The sequence below is a fragment of the Allobosea rubneri genome, from assembly GCF_032464875.1.
Taxonomy (GTDB): Bacteria; Pseudomonadota; Alphaproteobacteria; order Rhizobiales; family Beijerinckiaceae; genus Allobosea; species Allobosea rubneri.
This window is the reverse complement of record NZ_JAWDID010000083.1, coordinates 1-16,428: the sequence shown is the minus strand read 5'-3', so window position 1 is coordinate 16,428 and position 16,428 is coordinate 1. Positions and strand designations below refer to the sequence as shown.

General features: G+C 67.7%; 17 protein-coding genes, 1 other RNA gene and 1 pseudogene. 11 read left to right on the top strand and 8 right to left on the bottom strand.

Annotated features, from left to right (window positions below; translation table 11 throughout):
- Positions 1-2,515 (top strand): annotated as a pseudogene (locus RKE40_RS28060) (AsmA-like C-terminal region-containing protein); the annotation flags it as partial.
- Positions 2,516-2,750: 235 nt separating this feature from the next.
- On the opposite strand, the gene RKE40_RS28055 reads toward RKE40_RS28060, so the two are convergent.
- Positions 2,751-3,359, bottom strand: coding sequence for a LysE/ArgO family amino acid transporter (locus RKE40_RS28055; RefSeq protein ID WP_316021452.1), 609 nt, complete (start codon positions 3,357-3,359; stop codon positions 2,751-2,753).
- Between the two features lie 93 nt (positions 3,360-3,452).
- Between RKE40_RS28055 and RKE40_RS28050 the strand changes: the two genes are divergently transcribed.
- Entirely contained in the window at positions 3,453-4,361 is a 909-nt protein-coding gene (locus RKE40_RS28050; RefSeq protein WP_316021451.1) for a LysR family transcriptional regulator ArgP, read from the top strand.
- On the opposite strand, the gene RKE40_RS28045 is transcribed toward RKE40_RS28050, so the two are convergent.
- The 6 genes from RKE40_RS28045 to RKE40_RS28020 all read right to left on the bottom strand — a co-directional run bounded on the left by RKE40_RS28045 (position 4,345) and on the right by RKE40_RS28020 (position 7,668).
- Positions 4,345-4,587, bottom strand: a complete 243-nt coding sequence (locus RKE40_RS28045; protein WP_316021450.1) for a ribbon-helix-helix domain-containing protein — start codon at positions 4,585-4,587, stop codon at positions 4,345-4,347. The two genes, RKE40_RS28050 and RKE40_RS28045, sit on opposite strands and share 17 nt — an antisense overlap.
- Complete coding sequence (locus RKE40_RS28040; protein WP_316021449.1) at positions 4,584-4,784, bottom strand: DUF4169 family protein; 201 nt, start codon at positions 4,782-4,784, stop codon at positions 4,584-4,586. The genes RKE40_RS28045 and RKE40_RS28040 overlap by 4 nt, the downstream gene beginning before the upstream one ends.
- Positions 4,785-4,787: 3 nt before the next feature.
- Complete coding sequence (gene fumC / locus RKE40_RS28035) at positions 4,788-6,182, bottom strand: class II fumarate hydratase (protein ID WP_316021448.1); 1,395 nt, start codon at positions 6,180-6,182, stop codon at positions 4,788-4,790.
- A 9-nt stretch (positions 6,183-6,191) separates the two neighbouring features.
- Complete coding sequence (locus tag RKE40_RS28030) at positions 6,192-6,806, bottom strand: SspB family protein (RefSeq protein WP_316021447.1); 615 nt, start codon at positions 6,804-6,806, stop codon at positions 6,192-6,194.
- Between the two features lie 111 nt (positions 6,807-6,917).
- Positions 6,918-7,303: a transfer-messenger RNA gene (gene ssrA, locus RKE40_RS28025) on the bottom strand.
- Positions 7,304-7,395: 92 nt separating this feature from the next.
- Positions 7,396-7,668 carry a PepSY domain-containing protein gene (locus RKE40_RS28020; RefSeq protein WP_316021446.1) on the bottom strand — a complete coding sequence of 91 codons (273 nt, stop codon included), beginning with the start codon at positions 7,666-7,668 and terminating at the stop codon, positions 7,396-7,398.
- Between the two features lie 231 nt (positions 7,669-7,899).
- Here RKE40_RS28020 and RKE40_RS28015 point away from each other — a divergent pair, with 231 nt between their 5' ends.
- The 9 genes from RKE40_RS28015 (at position 7,900) to RKE40_RS27975 (ending at position 15,532) form a co-directional block, all read left to right on the top strand.
- Entirely contained in the window at positions 7,900-8,694 is a 795-nt protein-coding gene (locus tag RKE40_RS28015; RefSeq protein WP_316021445.1) for a thymidylate synthase, read from the top strand.
- A complete protein-coding gene (locus RKE40_RS28010) occupies positions 8,691-9,173 on the top strand; it encodes a GNAT family N-acetyltransferase (RefSeq protein WP_316021444.1) in 483 nt (160 codons plus the stop codon). The genes RKE40_RS28015 and RKE40_RS28010 overlap by 4 nt, the downstream gene beginning before the upstream one ends.
- Positions 9,174-9,177: 4 nt before the next feature.
- Entirely contained in the window at positions 9,178-9,705 is a 528-nt protein-coding gene (locus RKE40_RS28005) for a dihydrofolate reductase (protein ID WP_316021443.1), read from the top strand.
- A 168-nt stretch (positions 9,706-9,873) separates the two neighbouring features.
- On the top strand, positions 9,874-11,049 hold the full coding sequence (gene hflK / locus RKE40_RS28000) for an FtsH protease activity modulator HflK (protein ID WP_316021442.1): 1,176 nt from the start codon (positions 9,874-9,876) through the stop codon (positions 11,047-11,049).
- Positions 11,046-11,981, top strand: coding sequence for a protease modulator HflC (gene hflC / locus RKE40_RS27995; protein WP_316021441.1), 936 nt, complete (start codon positions 11,046-11,048; stop codon positions 11,979-11,981). The genes hflK and hflC overlap by 4 nt, the downstream gene beginning before the upstream one ends.
- A gap of 23 nt (positions 11,982-12,004) precedes the next feature.
- Positions 12,005-12,190, top strand: a complete 186-nt coding sequence (locus RKE40_RS27990; protein WP_066471979.1) for a DUF2065 domain-containing protein — start codon at positions 12,005-12,007, stop codon at positions 12,188-12,190.
- Positions 12,191-12,399: 209 nt separating this feature from the next.
- Complete coding sequence (locus tag RKE40_RS27985; protein ID WP_316021440.1) at positions 12,400-13,920, top strand: DegQ family serine endoprotease; 1,521 nt, start codon at positions 12,400-12,402, stop codon at positions 13,918-13,920.
- A gap of 281 nt (positions 13,921-14,201) precedes the next feature.
- Positions 14,202-15,257 (top strand): hypothetical protein, encoded by a 1,056-nt coding sequence (locus RKE40_RS27980; RefSeq protein ID WP_316021439.1) that lies wholly within the window; start codon positions 14,202-14,204, stop codon positions 15,255-15,257.
- Positions 15,258-15,259: 2 nt separating this feature from the next.
- Positions 15,260-15,532, top strand: coding sequence for a hypothetical protein (locus RKE40_RS27975; protein WP_316021438.1), 273 nt, complete (start codon positions 15,260-15,262; stop codon positions 15,530-15,532).
- Between the two features lie 127 nt (positions 15,533-15,659).
- Here the strand turns inward: RKE40_RS27975 and serB are convergent.
- Positions 15,660-16,428 (bottom strand): phosphoserine phosphatase SerB (serB, locus tag RKE40_RS27970; protein WP_316021437.1); only part of this gene is annotated, 769 nt, incomplete at its 5' end.

Below are 16,428 nucleotides of genomic sequence, written 5' to 3'. Positions count from 1 at the left end.
GCGTCGCGGCGCCTTCGAACTCGCGAAACGCGGCGAGCATCTCGCTGTCGAGCGCCTGAGCGCGAGGAGCGCCTCGGGCCAGCGTCTCGAGGGCTCGGCGGCAGTCACGCCCGGCAAGCTTGAAGCGAAGCTGCGGCTGGACGGGCTCGACCTTAACAATCTGCCGCCGGGCGAGAGCCTGACGGGCCTCGCCGGCGGGCGCGACCTCGCGCTCGACCTGACGCTGGGTGGGGTGCGCTATCGCGCGACGGCGCCGGGCTCGGCACGTCTCGCTTTGGCTCGGGAAGGGCGCGACTGGCGGCTCAGCCGCTTGTCAGTCGAGGGCTTCGGCGGCGTCCGCGTCGAGGGGCAGGGCGCCCTGTTGCCGGATGGCGGCGAGATCAGCGGCCGGATCCGCGCGCCGCGCTTCGCCGCTCTTGCGGCGCTTGCAGGGCCGTTGCTGCCGGAGCAGGCGAGGCGGATCCTGCCGCGCATCGAGGACGGGCTCGCGGGGCTCGATGCGAGCTTCAGGCTCGCCCGCGCGCCCTCGGGCGAAACCAATCTCGTCGCCGAGGGGGCGGCACAGGCCGGTCGGCTGGGACTGAACGGGCGCCTCGGCTCGGCAGGCGAATGGACGGGCGGCGAATTGCGCCTGGCGCTCGATGATCGCCGCCGCGCCTTTGCCGCCTTCGGCCTGCCGCGTCCGGCGCAGGGCGGCCCCGGCGAGCTCAGGCTTGATTTCGGTTCGGGCGGCCCGGTGGGCTCACTGACCGGGCCGGGGCTCGCGCTTGTGCTGGAAAGCGCTGGCGACGGCGCGCGGATGAACCTGCAGGCCGACGGGCCCGGCCAGGTGATGCCGGACGGTTTGGCGCGCCTCTTGCCCCAGGGCCTGATCGATGCCTCCGGCCGGGTTCGCGGCGGCGAGGAGACCGGGCTCGACGATCTCGTCGTCAACAGCGGCGGGCGTACCGCGCGCGGCGCCCTGACGCTCGGTGCGGAAGGACAGATCGGCGGGTCTCTGGCGCTGCCGACCCTGGCCCTGCAGCCGCTGCTGGCGGCGACGCTCGGCGTCGCGCCGCCGACACCGGGCAGCATCTGGTCGCCGGCGCGTTTCCAGCCGGCGCCCGGGCTCGGCGAGATCAGGCTGGCGATCAAGACGGAGCGGCTCGCGCTGACCGAGCAGATCGCCCTCGACAAGGCCGGATTCGAGCTCTCGGCCGGCAGGGATGGCCTGTCGATCAGCAAGCTGAGCGGCCGCCATGCCGGCGGCGAGGTCGGCGGCGGGCTCGCCCTGCGGCGAGAAGGCGGGCTCGCCCAGCTCACCGGCCAGCTCGCGCTTCAAGGGCTCGACCTTGCGGTGCTGACCGGCGGCTCTCTCACTGGCAAGCTCTCCGGCCGGTTCGAGGCCGGCGGCTCGGGCGAAAGCCCGGCAAGGCTGATCGCCGGGCTCGGCGGCGCGGGCTCGATCAGCGTCACCGGGGCAGGGATGACCCGGTTCGACCCCGCTGCCCTGTCCCGCGTCATCTCCGCGACCGGGGACGATGCGTCCGAGAGCGAGACGGAACGGCTGCAGGACCGGATCGGCGCGGCGCTGGAACAGGCGAGCTGGCCGCTCGGCGATGTCACCGTGCCGTTCACCCAGGCCGGTGGCGTGCTGCGCGTCCAGCCGGTTACCTTCGAGCGGGCGGGGCTGCGCGCCGAGGCCAGCGGCACGGTCGACTGGCGGGCGATGAACCTCGACCTGCGCCTGGCGCTGCGCCCGCTCGCCGCGCCGCCGAAGGACTGGCCGCAGCAATTGCCGCAGGTCGGCGTTGCCTGGCGAGGTCCGATCGCGGCGCCGCGGCGCGAGACCGATGTGGCGGCGCTGTCCAATGTCGTCGCGGCCCGCGCGCTGGCCAAGGAGATCGCGCGCGTCGAGGCTTTCGAGGCGGACCAGCGCGAGCGCGCCATGCATGCGCGTCGTCTGCGGGCCGAGCGCGAGATGCGCGAGAACGAGCGCAAGCTCGGCGAGTTCCTGAAGGCGGAGGAGGAGCGGCGCCTCGCCGAGGAGAAGCGCGCCGAAGAGGCCCGCAAGGCGGAGGAGGCAAGGCTCGCCGAGGAAGCCCGCAAGGCCGAGGCGGCGCGACGGGCCGAGGAGGCGCGGCTCGCCGAAGAGGCTCGCAAGGCCGAGGCGGCACGGCGTGCCGAGGAGGCGCGGCAGGTCGAGGAGGCGCGCAGGGCCGAGATTGCCCGCAGGCTGGAAGAGGCGCGCCTCGCCGAGGAAGCGCGGAAGCTTGAGATCGCGAAGCGGCAGGAGGAAGCGCGCAAGGCCGAGGAGGAGCGACGCAAGGCGGAAGCCGACGAGCGCGCGCGGCAGGCGGCGATCCGCGCGGCGATCGAAGGCCGGTCCGGGCCGATGATCCTGCAGGGGGCGCCGCCCTCTTATATTCCGGGCGATCCTTATGTCAGGCCGCGCGGCGAAGCGCCGCCGCTCGCCCCGCCACTGGAGATCCAGCCTGTGCCGCGGCCGCTCTCGCGCTCGCCATTGCCGAACTGATCCGACGCGCTGGCAGATCGGTTCAAGTGGGTCCGGCCTTGATTTCGCCGCTCAGCGTAAATTGTTGAATAGAAAAACTTTTACGTTGTTTTCGGGGCTATGCGGATGCTTCCATGCGAGCCCTCATCCTGAGGAAGCCGCGTCAGCGGCTGTCTCGAAGGATGCTCCAGGAGGCTCCGGAACCACTGGAGCATCCTTCGAGAGGATGAGGGCTTCATGTTGGCGAGGCAGCCGATCAACCGCCCCGGATCAGCTTGAAAGCGATCGCCCACATGGTCGCCGCGACGATGCCGTCGAGAATTCGCCAGGCCGCCGGATTGGCGAAGAGCGGGCGCAACCAGCGGGCGCCATAGCCGAGCCCGAAGAAGAACAGGAAGGAAGCGGTCATCGCGCCGGCGGCGAAGATCAGCTCCTGACCGGGAAACTGGCTGGCGATGCTGCCGATGAGCAGGACCGTGTCGAGATAGACATGTGGGTTGAGCCAGGTCAGGGCGGCGCAGGTCGCGAGGCTCGCCGACAGGCTGGCGCCGCCGGCGGTGCCGACCGCCAGAGCCTCGGAAGAGCGGAGCGCCGAAAGCAGGCTGCGGGCGCCGTACCAGACCAGGAAGGCGGCGCCGCCATAGCGCAGCGTGGGCTCCAGCATAGGCAGCATCGCCGTCGCCTGCCGCAGGCCGATGACCCCGGCCAGAATCAGCACCGCATCGGAGAGGGCGCAGGTCAGGCAGACCGCGAAGACGTGCTCGTTGCGCAGTCCCTGGCGCAGCACGAAGCTGTTCTGGGCGCCGATCGCGACGATCAGGCTGAGGCCCATGGTGAAGCCGGTGACGTAGACGGAGAAGGGCATCGGTGCGGGTTCCGGTTTGCCCGCCCCGCCTAGGCTCGATCAGGGCCTTAGTGTAATTAAATCTAATAACGCAGATTAAGCCAAGCTAATGCCATGCTCGATTATCCGGCGCTGCAGGCCGTGTCTCTCGTCGTTCGCACCGGTAGCTTCGAAAGGGCAGCTCAGGCCCTGAACGTCACGCCTTCGGCCGTATCGCAGCGCGTCAAGCAGCTCGAGGAGCGGATGGGGACGGTGCTGATCGTCAGGGGGCAGCCCTGCACCGCGACCGAGCGGGGCGAGTGGCTCTGTCGCCATATGGAACAGCTCGGCCTGCTCGAAGAGGAGCTGATGGCGCGGCTGCCGGCACTGGCCGAGCCGGATCAACCCCAGCGGCGCGTCACGCTGCGGATCGCGACCAATGCCGACAGCCTGGGGACCTGGTTCCTCGGGGCGGTCGCGGCCTTCGCAGGAGAGAGCACCCATCTTCTCGACATCGCCGTCGACGATCAGGACCATACGGCCGAATGGCTGCGGCGGGGGCGCGTGCTCGCCGCGGTCACGTCGCTGGCAAAGCCGATCCAGGGCTGCCGCGTCATGCCGCTCGGCTCGCTGCGTTACCGCGCGACGGCGAGCCCGGATTTCGTCGTGCGGCATTTCCCAGAGGGCGCGACGCTGCCCGCACTCGCACAGGCGCCCTCGCTGGTCTTCAACCAGAAGGACCGGCTGCAGCGCCAGTGGATGCAGCTCGCCTTCGGCGCGAGCCCGGATCATCCCGTCCATTGGGTGCCGTCGACCCAGGGCTTCGTCGATGCGAGCATCTTGGGCATCGGCTGGTCCGCCAATCCCGAACTTCTCGTGAAGGATCATATCGCGGCGGGGCGGTTGCGCGAGCTCGAGCCCGGCACACCGCTCGACATTCCGCTGTTCTGGCAGGTCAACCGCATCGCCGCCGACCGGCTCGTGGATCTCACGCGCGCCGTGGTCGAGACGGCGCGCCGGGTTCTCGTCAGACCGCAGGGCTGAGCGAAGCAGTGCCGGCTCGGGCGCGGTAATGCGCGAGGACGTGCAGGCGCAAGGCGGAGGAGAGGTTGGCCTCGCCGCGGGCGAGATCGATCTCGGCGACGAGGCTGGCGAGCGGCCGGCCTTCGCCGGCGGCGATCTCCTTCAGCGCCTCCCAGAAGGGTTTCTCGAGCGAGACGCTGGTGCGGTGGCCGGCAATGGCCAGAGAACGCTTGTGCAGGGCGCTCACGCCTTGTCCTTGCCGTCCTTCGCCACGTCCAGGCGGTGACCTTCGAGCCGGGCCGCATGCAGCGCCTTCTCGGCTTCCGTCAGCTTGCGTTCCGCCTTTGTGCGGCCGAATTCGATCCGGTTCTGCGCAGCCTGCGCCTCGGCCTCCGAGCGGGCCTTGGCCTTGCGGGCTCTGCGAAGATTGACGATCTCGGCCATGGTTCAGGCCGGGCCGAGCATGTGCCCGGGCACGACGGTGCGGTCGAACAGCGCCGCGTCGACGCCGGCCCTGAGCGCTTCCTCACGCAGGGTCGTGCCGTTGTGATGGGCGGCCTTGGCGATGGCGGCGGCCTTGTCGTAGCCGATCGCCGGGGCGAGCGCGGTCACCAGCATCAGCGAGCGCGAAAGCAACTCTTCCAGCCGCTCGCGATTGGGCTCGATGCCCTCGACGCAGTTGAGGCGGAAGCTCTCGGCCGCATCTGCCAGAAGGCGCGCCGATTGCAGGAAGGCCTGCGCGATCACCGGCTTGAAGACGTTGAGCTCGAAATGGCCCTGGCTGGCGGCGAAGGCGATGGTCGCCTGGTTGCCGTGCACGCGGGTCGCGACCATCGTCAGCGCCTCGGCCTGGGTCGGATTGACCTTGCCCGGCATGATCGAGGATCCCGGCTCGTTCTCCGGCAGGCTGAGCTCGCCGAGGCCCGAGCGCGGGCCGGAGCCCATCAGGCGGATGTCGTTGGCGATCTTGAACAGGTCCATGGCGAGCGCGGTCAGCGCGCCATGGCTGTAGGTCATGGCCCCGTGGCTCGCCAGCGCCTCGAAGAGGTTGTCGGCGGTGCGGAAGGGCAGGCCGGTCAGGCGCGCGATCTCGGCCGAGAAGGCCTTTGCGAAGTCCGGATGGGCGTTGAGGCCGGTGCCGACCGCGGTGCCGCCCTGGGCGAGCGCCAGCAGGCCGGGCAGGGTCTGCTCGATGCGGGCGATGCCGAGCTCTATCTGCGCGACGTAGCCGGAGAATTCCTGGCCGAGCGTGACCGGTGTGGCGTCCTGCAGATGGGTGCGGCCGATCTTGACGAGGTCGGCATAGGCCTTGGCCTTGACGTCGAGCGCGTCCTTCAGCCGGGTCAGCGCCGGCAGCAGGTCCCGCGAGACTGCGAGCGCGGCGGCGATGTGGATCGCCGTCGGGAAGCTGTCATTGGAGGACTGGCCCTTGTTGACGTGGTCGTTGGGATGGACCGGGCTCTTGGCGCCGAGGCCCGCGCCGAGGATCTCGTTGGCGCGGTTGGCCAGGACCTCGTTGGCGTTCATGTTGGACTGGGTGCCGGAGCCGGTCTGCCAGACCACCAGCGGGAAATGGTCGTCGAAGCGGCCGGACAGTGCCTCATCGGCCGCCTGGACGATGGCGGCCTCGACCTTGGCATCGAGCAGGCCGAGGCGGGTGTTGACGATGGCGGCGGCCTTCTTGACCAGCACCAGCGCGTGGACGAGCGGCAAGGGCAGGCGCTCGGCAGGCCCGCCGATGCGGAAGTTCTCCAGGGAGCGCTGGGTCTGCGCCGCCCAGTAACGGTCGGCGGCGACGGAGATCGGACCGAAGGAATCGGTCTCGGAACGATACTCGGTCATGGCAGGATCTCAGGTCTTCTTGCGGAATGCGTCGAGGCTGACGACCTGGGCGCCGCCTTCCTCCTCGGCTTCGGATTTCTCCGTGGCCTCGGCAGGAGCCTCGGTGTCCTCGGCGGCGCCGGGCTTCAGCTTGGCAGCCGGCAGCGCCTTCTGCGGGGCCTTGCCGGCGAGGGCGAGAGGAGCGGCCGGGGCGACGCTGGGCTCGGAGGCGGCGCCGCGCGGGCCCTTCGGCGCCTCGGCGGCTTCCGCCTGCGCCTCGCCAGGAGCGTCCTGCGTCTCGAACTTCAGCCCGAACTGGACCGACGGATCGAAGAAGGTGGTGATCGCATCATAGGGAATCAGCAGACGCTCGGGCACGCCCGAGAAGGACAGGCCGACCTCGAAGGCGTGGTCGCTGACGTTCAGGTCCCAGAACTGGTGCTGGAGCACGATCGTCATCTCGTCCGGGTGCTTCTCGCGCAACCGCTGCGACAGGCGCACGCCCGGCGCCGTGGTCCGGAAGGTGATGTAGAAATGATGGTCGCCCGGCAAACCGTCGCGGCCCGCCTCTGACAGGATCTTGCGGACGACTCCCTTGAGCGCGTCCTGGACCATCAGGTCGTAGCGGAGAATGTCCTGGGTCATCGCGTCCGGATTCCGTCTAGTCCATCATTGGAGAGCATGGCTCCCGCGAGACGACCGGTTCCCAGTTTTTCGCGCAACGCTCAACCGGCAGGCCGCCCTTCCTCCAAAAAAAGTGGAGGCTTCTGTTGCCAGGCGCCTCCGAGCCCCGCCTTACGTCGCTAAACGGAAGGACTTAGGTTTGGGAACCAGCACCGCTTACGCGGCGACAGCAACCCGAGCATTGTTGTCGTTGGCAACTATGCGTTAGCCCTGTAACGGCGGAACCATACCGAGCAAAAAGACGGCCTTTACACCCTCGTCGATCCTATTTCGCCCCCGCCGCAGCCCTGCAACCCGAGGGCTGCAAGTCCCCTGCTGCTCGCGCCGCAGGGCTGTGGTGGAGGCGCCGGGTACCGCCCCCGGGTCCGAAAGGCTTATTACGACGTCCGTTTATCGCCATAGCCGTCCTTGCGAACGGCAAAGCGAATATAGGCACTGTCGGCGCGGGGGGAAAGAGAGCAGGGCGGTTTCCCGGCTCATTTATCGCGAAGCGTCGCAAGGGTTGCCAGAATGAGACGCTTCCTCGCGGCGTTTTCTGACTGCGAAGCCCTCAGCGCAGGCGCGAGCCGTCCTTGGCGTTCAGGTCGATCACAAGCTCGTCGCCGGAGACATCGCGCCCGGCGAGCTCCCAGCGCCCATCCAGAAACGAGATCTCCTCGACATGGACGAGCCCATGGTCAAAGGCGATGGCGCGGGCCTGGGCCTCGCTGATCTTTCTTATGGCTATAAGCTTGGTCTCCGGTGGCTCGTTTGCGGCCGCTAGGGCCCCGCCGGCCATCAGCGCCGCAGTGAAGGCGGCGGCCAGCAACTTCATTCTGCTCATGATCCAATCCTCATCAGCACGGGCCGATTTTGCGCAGGCCCGAAGCGCCCCTTGTCTTCATCGGGCATTCAGATTGGGGCGCAGGTTCGGCATTGCAGCGGGGCAGGCCGTCACAGGTGATGCCGTTTTCGTGAGCGCCTGCGTGCGGTCGCGGGGCGGCATGCGCAAACGTCTCTGGACGGCGCGGCGGCGGCTCTTTTGGAGCGCGCTCGAATCCGGCTAGATGCGAGCATGCGCCAGTATCACGACCTCCTGAAACGCGTTCTCGACGAGGGTGTCCGCAAGGACGATCGCACCGGCACCGGCACGCTCGCCGTGTTCGGCCACCAGATGCGCTTCGATCTTTCCGCCGGCTTCCCGCTGGTGACGACCAAGAAGCTGCACCTGAAGTCGATCATCCATGAGCTGATCTGGTTCCTGCGCGGCGACACCAATGTGCGCTACCTGCAGGAGAACGGCGTCTCCATCTGGGACGAATGGGCCGATGCCAACGGCGATCTCGGCCCGGTCTATGGCCGGCAATGGCGCTCATGGCCGGCGCCGGACGGGCAGACGATCGACCAGATCGCCTGGCTGGTGAACGAGATCCGCCGCAACCCGGATTCGCGCCGCCTGATCGTCTCGGCCTGGAACCCGGCCGACATCCCGAAGATGGCGCTGGCGCCCTGCCACTGCCTGTTCCAGTTCTTCGTCGCCGATGGGAAGCTCTCCTGCCAGCTCTATCAGCGCTCGGCTGACGTCTTCCTCGGCGTGCCATTCAACGTCGCGAGCTATGCGCTGCTGACCCATATGGTCGCGCAGGTGACGGGGCTCGGCGTCGGCGAGTTCGTCCACTCCTTCGGCGACACGCATCTCTACGTGAACCATCTCGACCAGGCGAAGCTGCAGCTTTCGCGCGAGCCGCGGGCGCTCCCGACGCTGAAGCTCAATCCGGCAGTGACGAAACTCGAGGAGTTCCGTTTCGAGGATATCGCGATCGAAGGCTATGACCCGCATCCCGGCATCAAGGCGCCGATCGCGGTATGACGCTCTCCATTCGCTCCGCCCGGCCCGAAGATGCCGGCCTCGTGCTCGGCTTCATCCGCGAGCTCGCGGAATACGAGAAGCTGCTGCACGAGGTCGTGGCCAGCGAGGCCGACATCGCCAGGGCGCTGTTCGAGCCCGAGCCCAAGGTCTTCTGCGATATCGCCGAATGGGACGGGAAGCCGGCCGGCTTCGCGATCTGGTTCTACACCTATTCGACCTTCACCGGCCGCCATGGCATCTGGCTCGAGGACCTGTTCGTGCGGCCCGAGCATCGCGGGCAGGGCATCGGCAAGGCGCTGATGGTGCGTCTCGCCAAGCGCTGCGTCGACGAGGGGCTGTCGCGCTTCGCCTGGTGGGTGCTGAACTGGAACGAGCCCTCGCGGGTGTTCTACCGCTCGATCGGCGCGGTGGCGCAGGACGAGTGGACGGTGAAGCGCCTCGACGGTGAAGCGCTGGCGAGGCTGGCGCAAGGTGGCTGAGCCGGTGTCCGCAGATGGGGCGAAGCTGCCCGTCGTGCTCGTCGCGGCGGTCGCCGACAATGGCGTGATCGGCAGCGAGAATAGCCTGATCTGGCGCCTGAAGACGGATATGCGGCGTTTCCGCGCGCTGACCATGGGCTGCCCGATCATCATGGGGCGCAAGACCTTCCTCTCGATCGGCAAGCCGCTGCCGGGCCGGCACACCGTGGTGCTGACGCGCGATCCTGACTTCCGGGCCGAAGGCGTCGAGGTCGCGACTTCGCTGGAGGAGGCGCTGGCGCTGGCGCAGCGGCTCGGGGCGCAGAAGGGCGCGAGCGCCGTGATCATCGGGGGAGGCAGCGAGATCTACGCGCTCGCTTTGCCGCTGGTCGACCGGCTGGAGCTGACCTTCGTCCATGCTGCGCCGGAGGGGGACGCCGAGTTTCCGTCCTGGGACCGCGCGGCCTTTCGCGAGACGTCGCGCAGCGACCATCCCGCTTCGGCGGAGGATGAGCATGCCTTCAGTTTCGCCAGCTTCGAGCGCCGCATTTGAGCCCTTTCGAGCGCCGGCGCGACAAATGGCTTACGACGAAAGGGGCTTGCGTCGTTGACGAATCCGTGGCCGATGCCCAAGTCACAGCGCATCGCGCCGCCCGGCGCTGACAATGAACTGCCGTTCGGTTATTGCACGGTCGGTATTAAAGTGAGGAACGGCTGAAGAATGCCTTGGAGCAACCAGAGCGGCGGTAGCGGGGGAAGCGGCGGCGGAGGTGGTCCTTGGGGCCAGCGCGGCGGCGGCGGCGGCAATGGCGGCGGTCCTTGGGGCGGCGGTCCATCGGGCGGCGGCACGCCTCCCGATCTCGAGGAAATCATCCGGCGCGGCCAGGACCGGCTGAAGAACTTCATGCCAGGCGGCAATCTCGGCGGGCGCGGCGCGCTCCTGATCGGCCTCGGCCTCGTGCTCGTCTGGCTCGCCACCGGCGTCTATACGGTGCGCCCGAACGAGGTCGGCCTCAACCTGATCTTCGGCAAATATGTCGGCAAGACCGGCCAGGGCCTGAACTACAACCTGCCTTACCCGATCGGCAGCGTGATCAAGCCCCAGGTCACCAACGTCATCACCACCGAGGTCGGCTTCCGGACCGTAGAATCCGTGCGCGCTTCGCGCCAGAGCGACGTGCCCGAGGAAAGCCTGATGCTGACCGGCGACGAGAACATCGTCGACATCGACGTGATCGTGCAGTGGCAGATCGATCCCGGTGCGCCCGAGGCCTTCGTCTTCAACATCCAGGATCCGCCGGGCACGGTGAAGGCCGTCGCCGAGAGCGCGATGCGCGAGGTCATCGGCCGGCGCAACATCCAGCCGGTGCTGACCACCGACCGCGCCCAGATCGAGACCGAGGTGCGCCAGCTGATGCAGGACACGCTCAACTCCTATCGGGCCGGCGTGCAGATCAGGCTGGTCCAGCTCCAGAAGGTCGATCCGCCGCAGCAGGTCATCGACGCCTTCCGCGACGTCCAGGCGGCGCGCGCCGACCAGGAGCGCCTGCGCAACGAGGCCGAGACCTATGCCAACCGGGTCGTGCCGGAATCGCGCGGTCGCTCGGCGCAACTGATCCAGTCCGCCGAAGCCTTCAAGGACCAGACGGTCAATGAGGCGCTCGGCCAGATCAGCCGCTTCACCGCGGTCTACGAGCAGTACAAGAACGCGCCGGGCGTGACCCGCGAGCGTCTCTTCATCGAAACCATGGAGCGTGTCCTCGGCGGCATGGACAAGATCATCCTCGATCAGAACAAGTCCGGCAGCGGCGTCGTCCCCTATCTGCCTCTCTCCGAACTCGGTCAGCCCCGTCGTCCGGCCGGCCAGGCCCAGCAGCAGCAGGGAGCGGTGCGATGAACGGCTTCCTTCGCGTCGGCGCACTCGCGCTGATCGGCATCGCGGCCGTCGTGTTCTACGTCGCGACCTTCGTGGTGCAGCAGACCCAGTCGGCCATCGTGCTGCGCTTCGGCGCGGTGCGGAGCGTCGTCACCGCGCCCGGCCTCTACTTCAAGCTGCCGGCGCCGTTCGAGCAGGTCGTCTATCTCGACAACCGTATCCTCGACCTCGACCTGCCGGCGCAGGAAATCATCGCCGCCGACCAGAAGCGTCTCGTCGTTGACGCCTTCACGCGCTACCGGATCTCCGATCCGCTGCGCTTCTACCAGGCGGTCAACAACATCCCGCGCGCCAACTCGCAGCTGGCTTCGATCGTCAACGGTAACGTCCGTTCGGTGCTGGCCGAGGCGACCTTCACCTCGATGGTCCGCAATGACCGCTCGCGGCTGATGAACCGCATCCGCGACGACGTGAACCGCGAAGCGGCCCGCTTCGGCATGACCGTCGTCGACGTGCGTCTGCGCCGGGTCGACCTGCCGCAGGCCAACTCGCAGGCGGTGTTCCAGCGCATGCAGACCGAGCGTCAGCGCGAGGCTGCCGAAGCCCGCGCGCTCGGTGCCCAGCAGGCGCAGGAAATCCGGGCCCGGGCCGAGCGCGAGGCGACGATCATCGTCGCCGAAGCGCAGCGCAAGTCGGACGAGATCCGCGGCCAGGGCGAAGGCGAACGCAACCGCATCTTCGCCGAAGGCTTCGGCAAAGACCCGGAGTTCTTCGCCTTCTACCGCTCGATGCAGGCCTATGAAGCGAGCCTGAAGGCCGGCGATACGCGCATGCTGCTCTCGCCGGATTCGCCCTTCTTCCGCTTCTTCAACGATCCGGCCGGCGGCAAGCAGGGAGCGGCACCCGCCGCTGCCGGCGCTGCTCCGGCGGCCGGCGCCGCCGCCCGGCCCTGATCCTAACTGGGCGTCGGGGCGGCATGACGGATTTCCTCGCGGCATTGGGCCTGGTCTTCGCCATCGAGGGGATTCTGTTCGCTGCCATTCCGCATCTCGCCAAGGATGCGCTGCGCAGCGCGGCCGAGACGCCGCCCGATCGGATGCGCCTGATCGGCATCGTCTCGGCAATCGTCGGCGTGCTGCTGGTCTGGCTGGTACGCGGCTAGGCCATCGGCGACATCCGATCGGGCGCGATCGAGACCAGATTTCGACCGGCAGGCGATATCCGCCTGCCGGTCGCTGCATTCGGCGGTCAGAAGCGCGTGATCGCGCAATCTTGCGTCGCCCTTCCGCCGCATTTTGGCGTTCTGAGTTGCGTTCAGATTTCGGCTGCGCTGCTATGCCAGCAAAGCGCGACCTTCTCACGAGGACATCGATGGCAAGCAAATTCTCCCATGCCTCCCGTCTGACGCGCATCGCGCTGCTCGCCGGTGTCGCGCTCGGCGTTCCGCTTGCGGCGCCGGCCTTCGCGCAGGGCACCGCCGTGGCGCCGCTGGTGCAGGGCCAGATCTCGCTGGCCGATCTTGCCGAGCGGGTGATGCCGGCGGTGGTCAACATCGCCGCGGTGACGACGAGCGAGACGCGCGGCCGCACTCTGCCGCAGCTGCCTCAGCTCGGCCCGGACACGCCGTTCGGCGATCTGTTCGAGGAGTTCTTCAACCGCCGCGGCCAGGGCGGGCAGCAGGGCGAGCGCCAGGCGCCGCAGCAGCGCCGCTCGCAATCGGCCGGCTCGGGCTTCGTGATCGATCCGTCGGGTATCGTGGTCACCAACAACCACGTCATCGGAGACGCCAACGAGATCACGGTGGTGTTCAGCGACGGGCTTCGCCTCAAGGCCGAAGTGGTCGGCAAGGACGCCAAGGTCGACCTCGCCGTGCTGCGCGTGAAGCACGACAAGCCGCTGCCCTTCGTCAAGTTCGGCGATTCCGACAAGATCCGCATCGGCGATCCGGTCATGGCGATCGGCAACCCGTTCGGCCTCGGCGGCTCCGTCTCCTCGGGCATCGTCTCGGCCCGCAACCGCGACATCAACCAGGGTCCCTACGACACCTATATCCAGACCGACGCGGCCATCAACAAGGGTAATTCCGGCGGTCCGCTGTTCAACATGGCCGGCGAGGTCATCGGCATCAACACCGCGATCCTGTCGCCGACCGGCGGCTCGGTCGGCATCGGCTTCGCCGTGCCGTCCTCGCTGGCGGTCAACGTCGTCGACCAGCTGCGCGAGTTCGGCGAGACCCGCCGCGGCTGGCTCGGCGTGCGCATCCAGAACGTCGATGATGCGACCGCCGAGGCGCTCGGCCTCGGCACGGCGCGCGGCGCGCTCGTCGCCGGCGTCGACGACAAGGGCCCGGCCAAGCCGGCCGGCCTCGAGATCGGCGACGTGATCGTCAAGTTCGACGGCAAGGACGTGAAGGATTCGCGCGATCTACCGCGTATCGTGGCGGCGACGCCGGTCGGCAAGGACGTGCCGATGCAGGTGATGCGCAAGGGCAAGGAGCTGACCAAGACGGTCAAGCTCGGCCGCCTCGAGGATGGCGAGAAGGTCCAGCAGGCTTCGGCCAACAACAGGCCGGCCGAGGCCGCCAAGCCGGCGGTGACCTCGGCGCTCGGTCTCGAACTCTCGGCCCAGAGCGAGGAGCTGCGCAAGCGCTACTCGATCAAGGACGGGCTGAAGGGCGTCGTCATCACCAAGGTCGACAGCAACTCGAATGCGGCCGACAAGCGCATCCTGGTCGGCGAGCTTGTCGTCGAGGTCGGCCAGGAGGCGGTGAACTCGCCCGAGGACGTGACGAAGCGCCTCGACACCCTCAAGAAGGAGGGCAAGAAGTCGGCATTGCTGCTGGTCTCGAACGGCCAGGGCGAGGTCCGCTTCGTCGCCGTGTCGATGAACTGAGCCGTCGCGTTCGGCTCACATCGGCCGACGAGAGAATCTGACGAGGAAAGGAGCTCCCCAGGGGGCTCCTTTTTTTGTTGCCGGGATTTCTTGACTTGACGCAAGCATGGGTTGTATCAACCTGTGATTGTATATGCCAGCCAGGGCTATCATACATGCCCGATGTCACCCCGCCTCCGACTCCACCAGGACCGTCTCCTGATACGCCTGCGCCGGGGGTGGTTTCTTCGGATGGGAACGCGGCTTCCCCTGTTCCGGAGCCGCCGCCCCGACGAGGCATTATGGCAGGGCTTGCGGCGCTTTTTTCCCCGCTGAACCTCCTTGCCGGCCTTGGATTCTTGGCGGCAGGCTTCGCGGTCTGGCAGTTTGCGACGTTCCGGGAGGAGGGACCGGTAACCGCAGCTTCTGTCGCTGCCTCATGGAACAACAGCATCGCCAAGCTCGGGATCATTCCCGTGTTCCCGCCCGAGGAGGATCTCCATGTCGGCGATGTCTGGGCGGTCGTCGAAGACGCCGACGATAACCAGGCGATCCTGGGCAAGGCCGTCAGGATAGCGCACCTCAACCTCCGGGAAGATATGAAGCGAGAGGCCGGCTTCAGGCGGCCGACCTTCAGTGCTACGGCCGAATTGGAGGACGGCAAGAAGATCAGACGGCAGGACTCTTACGAGGTCGTGCAGACTGAGCCGAGCGAGAAAATAAGGCTGTCCCTGGCATTGTTTCCGGGCATTACGATTACCAAGAGCACTCAGGCGGCAGGGATACTCGACAGGATCGGCCTGAATCTTGGGATCGCCAGCGGGAGAGTCGAAGCCGAGTCAATCAAGATCCCTGTCTCCGAAACGTATGGACTATCGGCAGGCACTGCCGCTGCCCGGTTGGAGCTGTGGTGCAAGGATCCCGCGACCGAACTCTACTGTCGCGACGAATTCCTTCGACGAGTCATGGCATTCACCGTCAGCGAAGGCGTTCTCGCAACCAAGGATGGCGCCTACGTCGCCAAGATCCAACTCCGCCTTGTCCTCCGCGTGTTCATGACCCGCGAGATCGAGCATCGCAGGGCGCGCGACGTCTCGCTCAGCGGCAGCGCGCGGGCTTCGGGCCCATCGGCCGAACCTCCGGCTGGCTCAAGCGATCCGTCGGCTCCAGCCGAAGCCCGGATCAAAGCTCTGGAAAGCCGCGTCTCGGCCCTGCTGAGCGGTGGTGCAGGTGCGACCTATGCGCGTGTCGACGGCAATGAGCTGGCCATGAACCAGATTCTCGAAAGGCCCGTCGTGTTCGGCTTCAGGGCCGTCACCACATTCGTGAAGCCGTCAGCACCTGGCGAGGGGAGGTAGCGATGAGGCGCATCTTGACGATCGCAGCAGTGTCGACCTTTTCGTCGATGGCGGTGGCTCAGGGAAACCCGCCGCCAGCGCCGGCGCCGCCCGAGCAATGCCGGCCCTATCCGGAGTGCGTGCTGTCCTCATCGACGCTCGTCCCGGCCGCGCCCAACACCGGCATCCGGACGCAAAAGCAGCCGGAGCTCAAGGCGGATAATGGCCTGACCGTACAAGGTATATCGCCGCTCGACCGGAGCACGTTCCGGGTGCCGTCACCCAGCCTGCGATAGATCGCCGAGCATCCCGTCGGATACGGATTGGCGGCCTGACACCTTGTGGGTCATCGAAGCGAAAAGCGGGCTCTGCTTTTCGCTTCGATGTTCCGAGGCAGGCGCGCGCATCTCCGGTCGAGATGCGTCACACACGATGGGGCTTGATCTCGTCGCCGGTATAGCCCTGGGCGTAGAGCAGGGCGGTGAGATCAGCATGATCGAGCCGGGCGTCGGCCGCGGCGGCGACGGCGGGCTTGGCGCGGAAGGCGACGCCGAGCCCGGCCTCGCCGAGCATGGCAAGATCGTTGGCGCCGTCGCCGACGGCCAGCGTCGCCTCCTTCGGCAGGCCGAAGCGGCTGCGCAGCTCGACCAGCGTGTCGAGCTTGGCCTGCTTGCCGAGGATCGGTTCGGCGACTTCTCCCTTCAGCGCGCTGCCGTCACCGAGCAGGAGGTTCGAGCGGTCCTCGTCGAAGCCGATCATCCGGCCGATCGGCCCGGTGAAGACGGTGAACCCACCTGAGACCAGTGCCGTGTAGCCGCCATGGGCGCGCATGGTCCGCACCAGGGCGCTGCCGCCCGGCGTCAGCGTGATGCGCTCGGCGATGATCTCGTCGACCACGGCGAGCGGGATGCCCTTGAGCAGCGCGACGCGCTCGCGCAGCGCCGGCTCGAATTCGAGCTCGCCGCGCATGGCGCGCTCGGTGATGGCGGAGACCTTCTCCTTCAGCCCGACATAGGCGGCGAGCTCGTCGATGCACTCCTGGCCGATCATGGTCGAATCCATGTCGGCGAGGAATAGGCGCTTGCGGCGCGTCGTGGCCGGCTGGACGAGAATGTCGACGGCGGCGCCTTCGAGCGCGGCGCGCAGTGCCGCTTCGAGCTTGCGCGCACCGTCCGCTTCCGCGAAGAGGTCG